Consider the following 15531-nt stretch of genomic DNA (forward strand, 5'->3'; position numbering starts at 1 on the left):
GAAGGTGCCCGAAGGATGAGGGGCTTCTGATTCGAAGTTCTTTCCTGATATTTGTCCCAAAGGGGCTGAGTTGCTCAGCGCGAACGGTTTTGCGGTAGCATCCTTATTTTTCCAGCTATGTACCGCGCATAAAGCGCGGCTTAGTCCCTACATATTTAGGTCAATCCCTATAACCTTTCTCTCTCCTATTGGCTGATGAGATGCTGCACGAGGTTGAGAAAACAAGGTCCTCACATCAGCGATGGACAAACTACCCGTCGAACGCCTGTCTTTTTTCTTAGCTTTTTCTACACTGTCATCGACAGAACTACTTACTACTGGAGCAGACATTCGTCTATCTCGACTATCGATGGGGGGTATCTGTTGTTTTTGCTCTTGTCTGGGCTCCTCATGTGGTTCCTGTGGTAAATCTGCCAGTCTGACGTCGGGCGGAACCATTGTGTTAATTTCCTTATAGGCCTTAGTCATTTCCTCTTTGAGTACACCAGTTGCAGGTTCCCAGATCGGTAGTGCCAGGCGAGGAGTTATTGGCTGATAACCATAGCTAAGAAGCAGGCTAGTACTTCCACCCAGAATAGCGTTTAAGGCGAGTAAGACCGCTCCTTTTCTTCCCATACGATAGAGTATTTTTTGTTGGTCAGAGCTTTCCAGCGCGCCATGCAAGTTATCTATGGTTTGTGCAAGAAGATCAAAGGTTTTTACATCTGCTTTAACCTTGGCCGCGGTACCAGAAGTTAAACTCTTCCAATAACTTTGAGCAAGGCCTTCCTGATCGGGTTCTTTATATTTCAATACAAAAAAAGAAGCACAGTAATAGAGAAATTTATCGAAGGCATCGTTATATTTGTAACAAGGGCTGAACTCTTGCTCAATGAGCATAGGTAGAGACTCAGGGGGAGGACTGGTATTGAGTTGAATATCTGGATTGATGTCGGGATGAATGTTCAGCAAATTATTGAGCGCAAAAACATGGAAATAAATTCCATCAACTAAGGAGTTCGCATTAATCAGGACTGTGCGAAGTGTCCCTTCATTGATTTCTGCTTCTTGGCATAAAGTCATATTAGATCGTTGGTATTTAAAAAGAATTCGTTTCAGAGCAAGCCAACTATTTTCATCATTCTCAAGGCCTTTAAATTGTTTTATCTCTTCTCGCAAGTCTTTAACTAAGCTACGTTTTTTCTCCGAATGGTCAAGATTTCTTACTTTGCTTCCTATGTATGATTCATTGGCTTCTTTGGCTCGTTTACGTTCCTTGTCTATCATTTCAACCAGGAAGTTTTTGACTATATCAATGAATAGCGTTATTTCGGGATTAGCAAGACTAACTGCTGATTTCACCTCCTCTGCCTGATGAACTGGAAGACTAACAGGTTGCTCATCACTTGAACCCTCTTGCTGTACCTGTGGTGGCTCAATTTGCGGGGCATTAGAACTATTAACAACAAGCGGTGGTTGTGAGGGTATTAGGCTTTGTGCTTCAGGCTCCTGTTGCCCAAGATCAGTCTGAGGTTTTGGTGGCGAATCTGGGACTTTGGAGACAATCTTGGATGCCCGTTTGATTGGCTGCATTTCAGCGATTTCTTTATAAGCTAAGGTCATGGTGTCTTTGAGTTCACCTGTAGCAGGTTCCCAGGTGGGTAATTTCAGTTCGATAAAGCCAACTCCAATACCACTGACGGGTAAGATGGGTTGAAAAGAATGAGTATGGCATAAACTGATATTTCCTCCCAGGATAGCATTTAAAGCGAGCAACACAGCGCCTTTTCTCCCTATTTGATATTGCTCTCGGTCTTCTTCCGAGCTTTCCAAAGCGGTATTCAGGGTTGCCATGGTTTGTTCAAGAAGAGACAACTTTTCTGTACCTACTTTTACGGAACCAGAAAAAGGTAAGCTGCGCCAATAGCTTTGAACAATAGTTTGCTCTTCTGGTTGCCTGTATTTCTGTACTAAATAATAAGCAGAATAATAAAGGAACTTATCGAAGGCATCAGAATATTTCGTGCTTGGACTGGTGGTCTTTGTTGAACTGGAGCTAGCACTCATTACCGGGTTAAGGTCGGGATTAATATTTAGCAGATTATTAGATTCAAAAACATGGAAATAGATGCCATCAAGGAGTGCATTCGTATCAATTAGTGCTGAGCGAAGCTCACCATCTTCAAAATCTGCTGCCTGACATAAAGTGTTGTTCGCTTTTTGGTATTTAAAGATAATATGCTTCAAGGCAAGCCAGTTAGTCTGATCATCTCCAAGATCTTCAAAATTCTTTATTTCTTCACGTAATTGTCTAGCAAGGCCGATTTTTTTTGCGGAATGCGAAAGATCTCTTGTTTTACTACCTATGTAGGATTCATTACTAGACTTTGCTCGTTTACGTTCCCTGTTTATGACCTCAACTAGAAAATGTTTTGCTATATCAAGAAATATGGTCATTGCACTACTCCTTTTGTTGCAATTTTTTTATCATATCTAGTAATTACATGGTTCGCAACATAAATACAGATTGTTTAATTCCATAACTATTTATGCTGCATTAACACAGGGATATCAAAACTTATGTCATTGCAAATTGTTATTTTAGCTGCCGGACAGGGAAAGCGGATGTATTCTGCAACACCTAAGGTTCTTCATCAGCTTGCTGGAAAACCGATGTTAGAGCGAGTAGTAGAGACCGCCCAGCAACTAAATCCAGATGCTATCCATGTTATTTATGGTCATGGTGGCGAGAAAATTAGAGACGCTTTGCCTGATTTACCAGTGAATTGGGTTTTGCAGGCCGAACAATTAGGAACAGGCCATGCCGTCATGCAAGCCTTAGCTTATATCCCTGTCGCTTCTGAGGTTTTGGTGTTATCAGCCGATGTTCCCTTAATTCAGACTAGCACTTTACAAGCCTTGATTGATAAGAGTCGTGGGCAAGATGCTGCGCTAACCTTATTAGTGGCATTGCTGGAAAATCCTACAGGCCTAGGTCGCATTATTCGTAATGAGCAGGGAGAAATCCGTACAATTGTCGAAGAAAAGGATGCTACAGCAGAGCAGCGAGAAATCAGGGAAATTTACAGTGGTATTTGTTGTGCACCAGCAGTTAATTTGGCACGTTGGTTACCCCAATTACATAATGATAATGCGCAGGGCGAGTATTATCTCACTGAAATAATTGCTATGGCTGTAGCAGAGCAGTCGACTGTCGCGTCAATGCAGGCTAAGGATCTTATCGAAATTCAGGGTGTGAATAATCGCTTGCAATTGCAACAGTTAGAGCGTGTCTGGCAACAGCGAACAGCAGAGAAATTCATGCTTGCAGGAGTCACTATTGCTGATGCAAGCCGATTTGATATTCGTGGGGAGCTCCGCTGCGAACAAGATGTATCTATTGATATTAATGTGATTATCAGTGGCCAGGTGAGATTAGGAAAAGGGACAAAGATTGGCCCTAATTGTCAGTTACACAATGTGACTACCGGTGAAGGTTGTGAGATTTTTGCAAATTCGGTACTTGATGGCGTTGACTTGGCTAATGATTGCCATATTGGCCCCTTCGCTCGTTTAAGACCGGGCACAAGATTGGCTGATCATTGCAAAATTGGTAATTTTGTTGAGACCAAAAATGCCATAGTGGCTGAGGGCTCTAAGGCTAGCCATTTAAGTTATTTAGGGGATGTCTCCATTGGTAAAGAGGTTAATATTGGCGCTGGCACCATTACTTGTAACTATGATGGTGTGAATAAGCATAAAACGATCATTGAAGACGGTGTTTTTGTTGGCTCTGATACGCAACTTGTTGCGCCAGTAAGAGTCGGAGCTAATGCCACAATTGGTGCAGGCAGCACTATTCGCAAGGATGTTCCCGCTGATGAGCTTACGCTGAGTGTGAACCCCCAGAAAACAGTTTATGGTTGGAAAAGGCCGGTGAAAAAATCTTAGTCGAAACAGGTGTAATAGGTCAGCTCCTACTCCAGTATTGAATTCCTGCGGTCAAGCCGCGGGAATTCGGGATGGGGGTCACTGCCATTAAGTTAAGGGCATTTGTCATTCCCGCGAAGGCGGGAAACCATCTCTACATTGGCACAGTGCTTAGCTAGAAATAGTTTCCCGCCTTCGCGGGAATGACAAAACCTTCCTTAACTTAACGGCAGTGGGGATGGGGGTGACCTATTACAAACAGGCTACGATTCAGAGATAATTCTTAATTGATCTTTCTTTTGTATTAGGCATGTAACGTCCCATTTGTTTTTGACAAAGATTATATAGCCATAAAACCAGTGGCAAGGAGACGACTGTCGCAAGAATTTTGTAGACCCAAGAGGTTAGGGTTAGATTGAATATTTGTTCATAGGGATAAACGCCGCCATAGAGCAGGCTGTAATTGACTAGGCAAAGCAGGGAAGTGGATATCAGATTGGCAATCAAGATGCGAGAGCAACGACTCAGGCCAAGCCCAGTATATTTTAGATTTTCTAGGAACATGGCATTACTAACGAAGGTTATAAACAAGGCCAGAGTTCCTGCGGGTACTCGTCGCGGCAAGATAAAGGAATAAAAGGGATTCAAGTTAAAGAACTCGGGTGCGGGTAAGGCTACAGCGCCCATTAAAAGTAAATCAAAAATGAGTTCAGCGAGGATAAGCACCCAGGCTAAACGGAGATTCGCTTTATAACCATAGAGTTCACCTATTAGGTTGCTGGTGATGATTGCTAAGGGAAAAAGAAGAGCACTTGCGCCAAGAGTCACAGAGGTGCTAAAGGAAATCAAACGGTATTCACAGGCCAGTGAAATTAACATAATGGTGACTGAGAAACTCACCATATAGTGGTATAAGGGAATCGTTAAGTAGACCGGTAATGAGGATTTCTCTAGCTTGGCTTTAACCGGGCTAACAAGCAAATGGATGCTTAGCTGGATAACCCCAACCATTAGCAGAATGCTCGCACTCACCATCAGGGAATCGATATAGATGCGATTGAAGTTATAAACATGGGGATCTAAAAATAATAATAGAAAATCGATACTAAAGAATAAAAAACCGCCAGTGAGAGCAAGTAACAGACGCTTCTTGGGGGAAGCAAGGATGTCACTATTTTTCGCACAACAGAGTGAATGGGGTAAATAAAAACTGAGTCCAAAAGCCAAGGTTGCAGCAAAGAATTTTTTGGGGATGTCTTCAAAAACAATCTGATAAGCAGGGTTGTCATAAATACTATCTGCCGCTGGCAGGTTTACTAATAGATAAATACCTATTGAAAATAGATACAAGGCAAGGAGTGATTGATTGAGAATGTGCCTTTGCTGAGCAACACTGCAATCTTTCAAGACTAGCAAATAGATAATCGCAACCAGAGGGCATAAGACACTACTGGCTGTAAATATCATTCCTTGTAGGCTGATAATCTTGAATGAGACATTAATCAAGAGGATCAGGCAAGTCATCATACTTACTGTAAGAGTCAGATAGCTGCGTTTGGGCAATACAGTGAAAAAAGAAGTCATATTCTAGGGTGTACTCACATCGCGACCAAGGTTCATCCCGGTTTGGCTCAAAATGTTCAGGAATATAGCATTATTAACTTTCTTTTGGCAAATCCTGAGCTCTAAGTGCCTATACTAAAAGATAGGCTTGCAAAGGATTAGATTATGACTCACAAAAGTAAACCCTCCGCCAAAGCAGGGATGATGCCTGGAGCAGCAGTTTATGTTGGTGAGCATCCCCCTACTAGTACTCAGCTTACAATACATATTTACGATAACAAACATTATCAAAGAACCAGTCAGTTTGACGGACCTATACATCATTAAAAGGCGTACGATGACTCTAAGAAAAGCCATTGCTCCTTTGAGGGATATTCTTCATCGACTTGCTACAAAGCATGAGCATTTAATTGATAAGGAATATTTGTTCTATTATCAGGATTTGTATGATCATACCGAACGGCTGTTGGAATCTATTGATTTACAAAGAGAAATGATTGTTGGCATTCTTGAGATTTATTTATCAACTATAAATAATCGCATGAATGAAACAATGAAAGTCCTCACAATTTTTGCAAGCCTTTTTATCCCCTTAACATTTATCGTCGGGGTCTATGGTATGAATTTCAATTATATGCCGGAATTAAAATGGCATTACGCTTATCCGGCAGTGTTGTTGCTTATGGTAATTTTAGCGGCCTGCATGTTTTACTATTTCAAGCGCAAGAAATTGATTTAGCCAATCGGAGTTACTGAGTAAATGCGTTTTGCCCAGGCACAAAATTCTCGTCATTCGCATTTCTTTTAAGGGTTTCTCCTGTTCGCGCAAGAAATTTCAGATTGTTCGCAGAATTGGACGCGGTTTCATTCTCGCTAGGCAATTTTTTTCCATTGTCGCCTCTTTCGCTAAAGAAACGGTTTTTATGGCGTTTATGTATCTGAGTTCCTAGCTTAGTGGATGGGGCTAAGGTCACTTTACTAGCAAGTTTGCTTTCTAGCGCCAGGAGTTTTCCTCTTTCTGGTTCTTCAGACGTGACTGTAGGCTTGGCTGAGCTGTCTTCAGGGCTCTCCTTCACTCGCTGATCCAGCTCTTCTTCGAGTTCACTTATTTTGGATTTTATAGGCCGCTCTTCTTCCTGTCCTCTGAGAGAATGTTCGGTTTCACCCACAACAACGCTAGGTGCAAGGCCGCTATGCATTCCTTCTATTGTACGTCGCTCATCGGCCAACATATTCTGAAAAGACTGATTACCGAGTATAGCCAATACAAACCGGGTTAATATCTTAGGGGTACCGGCAAAAAACCAGACTGTTTCAGTTGTTGCATTGGGCACCATTACAGCTGCCCTGATCACGTATTTTCGGCTGGCTTCATTGGCATTGTTTAATTCGTCAACCGCTTTCTGTTTTAATCCTTCCCAGTGATAACTAATCAGGGGATCATCAATAAATTGCTGAGAATTTTGTAGCATTCTTGGCAAGAACACCCAGGTTATTTTGCTAACAACGGGATTTGCCCAGACTGCCCTTGCTATATTAGGAAGCTTCTCCCAGGGAACAGAATAGCCTGATTGTTTGCTAAAGAGAGATGGGAGTTTCTTTTTCCCGCCCTCTATAACCCAATCTACCGAAAAATTGATTGCTCCAACATAAAGAGCTACTGGATCGGGAATGTTACGTGAGTTTTTTTTCACTGGCTTAGGAATTTTGCCATGGGCGGCTATCCCCACCTGAGCGATCAGAAGTAACTGGTGGACGGCAGTTTCATAATAGCCTCGCGGAATACCTGCCGATAAACCAACCAGTAAGCTAGAAATTGCCGCCGGCGCTAAGGTAGCCAACTTGGTAGCAATTGCCCCTGTTGATGACTCAATCATCCAGGAAGCAAGTGCAGAGGTACCCGCAAGCGCAAGTCCATTTGCCAAGGCGTATTCAGGGTATTCTTTGAGAAATAGCTCTTGATGGCGGCTACAAATTGGTAAGAGCAGGGTCGTTATATAGCGCCCGTTATGATAAATGGATAAGGCCGAGGCAGTTCCTTCACCAACGATAGGTATATAGCTTACTAACTTAATTAGTCCCTCGACGCCATAATAGGAAACCAAATCCTGGAATGAACCTTGTACATTGCTCAAAGTTGAACATTGTTCCTCTTCGCAGATTTTCATCTTAGGGATTTTGTCCGTCCAGGCTGACGATGCCTCGACGATGAGGGTAACTGTGCGAGCAACAGCCTGCATGCCGCGTCGTTTGGTGTAGATCCAACAAGCCGTATTGAGCAGAATCAAGCTGGATTGAATTAGCGTATCGACTGATAACAAGGACTCATCCTGCTGTTGCTCATTTAAATAGGCTTGTCCTCGACGTTGGAGAAAATCATTGGTATAGGAAGCTGTCACCATTGGAAGTACATCCTGAATGCCGATGCGGACTAAATGGCTGGCTACAGTTTTGGTGTTTTGATGAAATACGATGGAATAAGCCACTTTGGGCAAAGCGCTTACCTTTCTGCAAAGATAATCAATAGTATTATAAGTAACGCTGGCTGTGCCTATGGCAAAAGCTGTGAGAGATGCATTTTCCCAGACCTTTGTTCCTACATCCTTCGCAACATCCCATGTTATCCACCAACCCATGATGCTCCCCTGCAATAGTCGGAAATTTTATTCTAGGGGGAATATAAATAAATTACCAGATTAGCTGAAATTTTTATAATTTGTCTTTGTTCGAGACAGGGAGACCCTTCATAGGGATGAAGGGAAATACAGGGGCCTAAAATCTCTTCTCCCCTTCGGGGAGAAGGTGTCCGAAGGGCGGATGAGGGGAAATAAATTTAAGTCTTATCCTCAAACTCACACAAATCACGAATAAGGCAACCCTGGCATTTAGGCTTACGGGCAATACAAACATAGCGCCCATGCAAAATTAGCCAATGATGGGCATCATGCAAAAATTCCTTGTCGATATTTTTTAGCAAGGCCTGCTCTACTGCAAGGGGCGTTGCGCCCTTTGCTATGCCAGTGCGGTTGGCTACACGGAAGATGTGGGTATCAACAGCCATTGTTGGCTGGCCAAAGGCTGTATTTAAAACGACATTTGCAGTTTTACGCCCCACCCCAGGTAAGGCTTGTAAGGCTTCGCGATTATCCGGTACCTCACCAGCATATTGTTCAACAAGAATCTTGCAGGTTTTTATGACATTTTGCGCTTTGGTATTAAACAGACCAATCGTTTTTATATAGTCTTTAAGGTGTTCTTCACCTAGGTTGAGCAACGCCTCGGCTGTGTTGGCTAGCGGGAAAAGCTTGGCAGTAGCTTTATTGACACTGACATCCGTAGCCTGTGCCGACAAAATCACAGCAATCAGTAATTCAAAGGCTGAATTGTAATTTAGCTCGGTAGTTGGCTGGGGATTTTGGGCGCGAAAGCGCTCGAAAATCTCGCGTCGTTTTTCTTTATTCATTATTTATTCTTTTTCGCTTCTACTCTAGCCATGGCCTGTTGAATATAGTCCTGTTTCGCTTTTAAATCGTGTTGTGCATCATTTGTTTGACGCGCTAGCCTGCGTTTTTCCCGATAAATCTGTTGTTTATCCTGCTCCTCACGTAATAGCCTTGTTTGCCGGTCATTAAAACGCTGTCGGGCAAAGGACTTATCATAGGTTGCTTCAGAAACGCTTTGCAATTCAATGCAATCGACAGGGCAAGGCTCTATACAGAGCCCACAGCCGGTGCACTCCGTTTTCAGAATGGAATGCATACGTTTAGCGCTGCCAATAATGGCATCAACAGGACAGGCTTGGATGCATTTGGTGCAGCCAATACATTCGGTTTCGCGAATGTATGCCAGGGCTGGTGGGCGAGTATTGGCTGCGGCGGCTGCTAAATAGGCTGTCGCATCAATGGCAAGTAATTCCGCTAAAGCCTTGACTGTGGCTACGCCTCCTGGTGGACAGCGATCGATAGGCGCTGTTCCTTGGGCCAAGGCCTCTGCATAAGGTAAACAACCAGAAAAGCCACATTCGCCGCATTGGGTTTGCGGGAGCAGGGCATCAATTGCTTTAACAGAAACCATTATTTAACCTTCATTCCCGGCTCTGCTCCTGCATCAGGCTGCAAGAGAAAAATACCCTTTCCATCACCTGCTGCCAGAACCATCCCTTCTGACACACCAAAACGCATTGTGCGTGGCGCTAAATTAGCAACCATCACAGTTAATCGCCCGACTAGCTCGGCAGGCTCATAAGCTGCTTTAATTCCAGCAAAGACTTGTCGTTTTTCATCACCTAAATCAAGTTGTAAACGGAGCAGCTTATCAGCGCCATCCACCGACTCAGCGGAGATAATTCGAGCTACACGCAAATCAACCCTGGCGAAATCATCAATGCTAATTGTGGACTCTTCTTTAGCTGGCGCTGCTTTCTTCTCTTCAATTTTGCTCACAGGAGGCTCCCGAGTTTCTAATAACATGGCATCGATTTTCTCGCGCTCAACTCTGAGCATAAGTGGTGTAAAGGTATTAATACGATGCTTAAGCAAGGGCTCATCGATGCTATCCCATACTAAGGGCGGGCAGTTTAAAAATTGCTCGGCTGCTTCGGCCATCGTAGGTATTACCGGTTTCAGATAGGTGATGAGGATGCGGAACAAGTTTAAGCCCATAGTGCAAATAGCCTGTACCTCAGATAAACGAGTTTCGTCTTTGGCAAGAACCCAGGGTTTATTTGCATCAATATATTGGTTGACGCGATCAGCGCAATCCATAATTTGTCTTATGGCACGTGCATAATCGCGTTGTACAAAGGCATCGATAATGTCAGTGCGTTGCGCTAATAATTCTTGGTAAAGCGCAGGCTCGGTTAATTCCGCTGCCAGCTCATTAGCAAAACGCTTGTTGATAAAACCGGCACAGCGGCTGGCTATATTGACGATCTTGCCGACTAAGTCAGCATTCACTCGATTGATGAAATCATCAAGATTCAGATCCAAATCGTCCACCCGGCCATTAAGTTTTGCAGCAAAGTAGTAACGTAAATATTCCGGGTTTAAATGTTTGCGGTAGGTGCGTGCTTCAATGAAGGTTCCGCGTGACTTAGACATTTTTTGGCCATCAACGGTTAGGAAGCCATGTGTAAAAACCGCTGTTGGTAGTCGGTGACCACTGCCGGCCAGAATCGCTGGCCAAAATAAGGCGTGGAAATAAACGATATCTTTTCCGACGAAATGATAGAGTTCGGTCGTCGAGTCCTTATCCCAGAATTCCGCAAAGGAGGCGCCTTGTTCATCACAGTATTTCTTAAAACTAGCCATATAGCCAATTGGCGCATCGAGCCAAACATAGAAATATTTGTCTTTGGTTCCTGGAATTTGAAAGCCAAAATAAGGCGCATCGCGGGAAATATCCCATTGCTTCAGTCCAGCCTCAAACCATTCATCCAATTTGTTAGCAACCTCAGTTTGTAAATGGCCTTTACGTGTCCATTCTCTCAATAAGGTTTCATAGCGAGGTAAGTCAAAGAAATAATGTTCAGAGTCTTTTTCAATGGGTTTTGCGCCAGAAATAGCAGAAATCGGATCGATTAAATCAGTGGGTGAGTAGGTTGCGCCACAGGATTCACAGTTGTCACCATACTGATCAGGCGTACCGCATTTAGGGCAGGTGCCTTTGACATAGCGATCGGGCAGGAACATTTGTTTGACTGGGTCATAAGCCTGGCGAATTGTTTTTTTAATAATATCGCCAGCTTCATTTAAGCGCTCATAAATAGCTGTCGCACATGCTTGATTTTCAGGGGAATGGGTTGTGTGATAGCAATCGTAGGCAATGGAGAAGGCAGCAAAATCGTGTTGATGACTTTCTTGCATTTGAGCTGTCAGGGCTTCAGGGCTAAGGCCTAGCTGTTCAGCCTTTAACATAATTGGTGTACCGTGGGCATCATCACCGCAAACGCTAATGCATTGTAGTCCTAACATTTTATGGGTTCGTACCCAAATATCGGTTTGTACATGTTCAACTAAGTGACCTAAATGCAAATGGCCATTCGCATAGGGAAGAGCGCTGGTAACCAGCATTTTACGAACTTTTGTCATGAATTCGGCCTGTCTCAATAAAAGGGCGAATTATAACGTATAGTCTTGGGGAATGCTTCTTTTCTGCATATAAACTGCTAATCCCCTTTTAACCACGGGAATTCGAGTTTTTGGGGAAGCTTATTTTGTCCCGTATAAGGGAGTTTAATGATTACTTGTATCTGTTCAGGGGGGATGTTTGAATCTTGGTAAAAGTTTGGTTTTTCTCACAAGATGCGCCAAATACAGACTATTCTGCGCAGAGGGCGTGGATGCTTAGGGTGATTTTTTGATAAAAAAAACGCGGCATCTGCCGCGTTTTCCATTACTCATCTAGACTTATTAGTGACTATTGCTGAGTGATTGTTGGCTATCAGCAAGAAGTTGTTCTTCTTCTTCAACAACTCGTCCTTTCTGACCACCGCGACGAAGGTCAAAGCCATGGCCGTGAGTATCTTCAAGATCACGCTCATTCTTGTGGCCTTTACGTCCGCCTAATCCTTTTAGGTGTGTTGCACTTTCTTCAAAGTCTTCATCGTTGCCTACTTTAGGACCTTTTTTACCGCCATTGGTCTTAGTTGGGTTAAAGAAACGATCCAATGCATTGTAAGCAGCAGCAAAAACGTTAACTACAGCACTAGCAACGATAGTAGCAGCGAAAGCAAAAGCACCGACAACTGCAGCAGCAGCAGGGATTGAAAGAGCAGATAGGAAAGCGAAAGGTGCGACAGCGCCAACGAAAGGCAGAGTAACAGATAAACCAGCAATTGCGGCTATTGTTGCAGGCCAGAAGAATATTAAGGCGGCAGTTACTGCAGCGAAAGCAATCAGACCGAGAACTACAGCAGCAGTCGCAGCCCAATGACGGCTTAAGAAATTACCAGTTGCAGAAGCAGCAGATGCAATTCCACGACCTACAGCAGCAAAACCATTACCAACAGCGCGAGCGCCCCTAGATACTAATTGAACTAACTTCGACATATTTACTCCTAAGGTTAAAAATCGAAGCGGATCATATCAAGGGATTTTGAAAAAGTGAATCAAAAATGCGCAATATGTTGTAACACAATTGTAAAGTGTATGTTTTTAATCAGAATAAATCGTAAAAAATAAGTAAAAAAATTGAACACATTAGGCATATATTGTTTGATCTGTGATATAAGCCTCAAGAAATCCCTGCTTGCGAAGGGTACAACTGTCGCAATGACCACAGGCTTTCCCATCCTCAGTTGCTTGATAGCAAGAGACAGTCATCGAGTAATCGACGCCTAATTTAATCCCTTGGCGAATGGTTTCAGCTTTGGATAGATGTAAAAGAGGGGTATGAAGTCTGAAGGGAGAGCCTTCTACAGCTGATTTGGTTGCCAAATTGGCGAGGTTTTGAAAGGCAGCAATATATTCTGGGCGGCAATCAGGATAACCAGAATAGTCGACGGAACTCACACCAATAAACAAATCTTGGGCGTCAAGCACTTCGGCATAACCTAAGGATATTGCTAAAAATACGGTATTACGTGCGGGTACATAAGTGACAGGTATTTCTTTGCTACCACTATATTCGGGTACTTGAATTGATTGATCTGTTAAGGCAGACCCACCAAATTGACCAATGTCCAGATTAATTATGCGATGTTCGCTAACAGCAAAATGCTTAGCAATTCGTTGGGCTGCTATCAATTCCGCTGTATGGCGTTGGCCGTAGGCAAAACTTAGAGCGTAACAATCGAAGCCTTCGGCCTTGGCTATTGCCAGACAAGTTGTCGAGTCCAAGCCTCCGGATATTAGAACAACAGCTTTTTTCATAGTAATCTCGGGCAAAAATTGGGTTGATTATAACTATAATCGCAGGCATAGTCTTTAGTTCATTAGCCTGATAGCCAATCTAAAATGAAAATTTACCCCTCGTTTGCACTAGCACTAAGCCTATTCCCCTTATTCACTTCAGCAGCTGAGCCTGTGTTCGCAATCAAAGCGATTGGAAAGGCGCCGCAAATACTTGTTGATAAGCAGCAAGTACTCAGGGAGTACAAGGTTGTAAATAACAGTGCTGTGAGATTGACCAATAATCACCTGGTTGAGCTTCCTCCTGGCGTCAGGCAGATCACAACAGGAAAGGGTTCTTGCCAAAATTCTTTTGACTTAGCTCCTCGTGCAAGCTGCAGGCTTATTCTTGAAATCAATGCGGCAACTATGAATGCTGATATTCAGGGTGGCCCAAAAATTTGTTCTGCAGAGGATAAATCGACCTGCTCTTTGCCTGCAACAGGGGACAGTTTGGCCTTTAAGAAGAACGAAGACTTGGACGCTATTTTCAATAAGGTCAAATATCAAAGTGCAACCTGGGGTTTGCAAGTTATCGATCAAAGCACGGGTGCCCTCTTAATTGATTTGCACTCTGATCGACATTTTTACGTCGGCTCAATTCGCAAACTCTTCTCTGTTGGTGAATTATTGGAGCAGCTAGGACCTAATTATCAGTTTAATACCCCTGTCAGTTATCAGGGATCACTAGATAGTAAAGGTGTCTTGAAAGGAGATCTTATTCTTGAGGCCTCGGGTGATTTAGCAATGGGAGGGCGCACCCTGCCTGATGGCAGTATTGCTATTACTGATTTTGACCATAATGAGGCTAATTCACTTGGCAACGCAATCCTTACAAGCCCTGATCCTCTTGCCGGTTATAAGAAGTTGGCCCAACAAGTTTATTCTTTTGGAATTCGGCGAATCAGCGGTAATGTCGTTATTGATGACCGGTTATTTACTCCCTTCAATTTTCGTGACGAGTTTCAGGTCAGTGCGATTTTTGTTAATGATGATGTTGTTGATCTTATAATAAACCCAGGTTCTGCAGAGCAGCTTGCCGAAGTGAAGTGGCGACCAATTTCTGCAGCCTTTACAGTCTTATCCAATCTAAAAACAACAGCAGATAAAACAGAAGCAAGTTATAAATTGGAACCCGAATTGCTGACTTGTATTGGGGCTACGCCTTGTCAGGGAAGGGTTACAGGTAATCTTCCTAAGGACTTTATTCCGCCCTTAACTGGAAAATACCCTCTTGTGCAAACTTTCAGGATAACTAAGCCTGCCAATTATGCCCGCAGTGTTTTTATCGAAGCCTTGCAGCAAGCTGGTGTGACTGTTGATGCTCCAGTAGTAGCTAATAATCCATCGCCACCGAATGGCCCTAAGACAGCGGTAACTAGTTTGGTTTCCCAACCCTACTCCGAGTATGCCAAATGGATCCTGAAGGTTAGTTATAATATTGGCGCAGATACCAGCCTGGTTCTTTGGGGCGTGGCAAATGGTGTAAAAACCATGTCTGAAACTTTAGAGCTAGAAAAAAATCGTTTAACAACACAATACCATCTGCCCGCAAAACAATTTTCCTTTGTTGATGGTAGTGGCGGCGGGGAAACTAAGCTCACCAATTCTGTGGCTACCCAATGGCTGGATATTATGGCGAAGAGCCCTGTTTTCCAAACCTTCTTCGATGCTCTGCCTATCTTAGGTGTTGATGGTTCACTGGCCACAATTAAGAACTTTCAGTCTAATCCTTCTCTGAGTGAGGCGATTGGCAAAGTACGAGCAAAAACCGGAACTTATGCGATAGGAACAGAAAAAGGTCTGATGCTAAAAGGCCAAGGTTTTGCTGGCTATATCGATAGTAAATCTGGCAAACGTCTTATTTATCAGTTGGTGGTTAATGAAGTCCCTATTAAGTCTATCGATGATATCTTAGAAGTGTTTCAAGATGAGGGAACTATGTCAGCAATTCTCTGGCGTGATTTTTAATCGTCACGCGCGTAGATTGTGGCCTGGATTTCGCTATGCTGCATCCAGGCTACGGGCTAATCAGCTCAAGAGCAACGAGGAATACCTGCCCCTATGATTTTTCCTACTAAATTTCTGTAAATTATTTATCAATAACGTAAAAACGCTATTTACACCTTGTCCTACTATTTTGTGATATGATATAAAAAAGAACAGTTTG

At 43.3% G+C, this 15531-nt stretch carries 12 protein-coding genes; 4 read left to right on the plus strand and 8 right to left on the minus strand.

The window, feature by feature from the left end:
• Nucleotides 1-147: 147 nt before the first annotated feature.
• A complete protein-coding gene (locus tag BN1094_RS02860; protein WP_043872880.1) occupies nt 148-2436 on the minus strand; it encodes a hypothetical protein in 2289 nt (762 codons plus the stop codon).
• Between the two features lie 123 nt (nt 2437-2559).
• On the opposite strand from BN1094_RS02860, the gene glmU reads away from it, so the two are divergent.
• The gene (gene glmU, locus BN1094_RS02865; RefSeq protein ID WP_043872881.1) at nt 2560-3930 is read left to right on the plus strand and encodes a bifunctional UDP-N-acetylglucosamine diphosphorylase/glucosamine-1-phosphate N-acetyltransferase GlmU; all 1371 of its coding nucleotides are present in this window, start codon (nt 2560-2562) and stop codon (nt 3928-3930) included.
• A 249-nt stretch (nt 3931-4179) separates the two neighbouring features.
• Here glmU and BN1094_RS02870 read toward each other — a convergent pair whose 3' ends face one another.
• Nucleotides 4180-5493, minus strand: coding sequence for a VUT family protein (locus BN1094_RS02870; protein ID WP_043872882.1), 1314 nt, complete (start codon nt 5491-5493; stop codon nt 4180-4182).
• A gap of 144 nt (nt 5494-5637) precedes the next feature.
• Between BN1094_RS02870 and BN1094_RS20030 the strand changes: the two genes are divergently transcribed.
• Both BN1094_RS20030 and BN1094_RS02875 read left to right on the plus strand, forming a co-directional pair.
• Nucleotides 5638-5799: a hypothetical protein gene (locus BN1094_RS20030; protein ID WP_245614138.1), complete on the plus strand. Its 162-nt coding sequence runs from the start codon at nt 5638-5640 to the stop codon at nt 5797-5799.
• Between the two features lie 10 nt (nt 5800-5809).
• On the plus strand, nt 5810-6211 hold the full coding sequence (locus BN1094_RS02875; protein ID WP_052403097.1) for a CorA family divalent cation transporter: 402 nt from the start codon (nt 5810-5812) through the stop codon (nt 6209-6211).
• A 10-nt stretch (nt 6212-6221) separates the two neighbouring features.
• On the opposite strand, the gene BN1094_RS02880 is transcribed toward BN1094_RS02875, so the two are convergent.
• The 6 genes from BN1094_RS02880 to queC form a co-directional block, all read right to left on the minus strand.
• The gene (locus tag BN1094_RS02880; protein ID WP_043872883.1) at nt 6222-8108 is read right to left on the minus strand and encodes a hypothetical protein; all 1887 of its coding nucleotides are present in this window, start codon (nt 8106-8108) and stop codon (nt 6222-6224) included.
• 197 nt (nt 8109-8305) lie between these two features.
• On the minus strand, nt 8306-8935 hold the full coding sequence (nth, locus tag BN1094_RS02885) for an endonuclease III (protein ID WP_043872884.1): 630 nt from the start codon (nt 8933-8935) through the stop codon (nt 8306-8308).
• Nucleotides 8935-9546, minus strand: a complete 612-nt coding sequence (locus BN1094_RS02890; protein WP_043872885.1) for an RnfABCDGE type electron transport complex subunit B — start codon at nt 9544-9546, stop codon at nt 8935-8937. The genes nth and BN1094_RS02890 overlap by 1 nt, the downstream gene beginning before the upstream one ends.
• Nucleotides 9546-11561 carry a methionine--tRNA ligase gene (gene metG, locus BN1094_RS02895; protein ID WP_043872886.1) on the minus strand — a complete coding sequence of 672 codons (2016 nt, stop codon included), beginning with the start codon at nt 11559-11561 and terminating at the stop codon, nt 9546-9548. Before metG ends, BN1094_RS02890 begins: the two co-directional genes overlap by 1 nt.
• 321 nt (nt 11562-11882) lie before the next feature.
• Nucleotides 11883-12521: a hypothetical protein gene (locus BN1094_RS02900; protein WP_043872887.1), complete on the minus strand. Its 639-nt coding sequence runs from the start codon at nt 12519-12521 to the stop codon at nt 11883-11885.
• A gap of 150 nt (nt 12522-12671) precedes the next feature.
• The gene (gene queC / locus BN1094_RS02905) at nt 12672-13343 is read right to left on the minus strand and encodes a 7-cyano-7-deazaguanine synthase QueC (protein ID WP_043872888.1); all 672 of its coding nucleotides are present in this window, start codon (nt 13341-13343) and stop codon (nt 12672-12674) included.
• Nucleotides 13344-13427: 84 nt separating this feature from the next.
• On the opposite strand from queC, the gene dacB reads away from it, so the two are divergent.
• Entirely contained in the window at nt 13428-15332 is a 1905-nt protein-coding gene (dacB, locus tag BN1094_RS02910; RefSeq protein ID WP_245614140.1) for a D-alanyl-D-alanine carboxypeptidase/D-alanyl-D-alanine endopeptidase, read from the plus strand.
• Nucleotides 15333-15531 lie beyond the last annotated feature (199 nt).

This window comes from Legionella massiliensis (genome assembly GCF_000756815.1).
Lineage (GTDB): Bacteria > Pseudomonadota > Gammaproteobacteria > Legionellales > Legionellaceae > Tatlockia > Tatlockia massiliensis.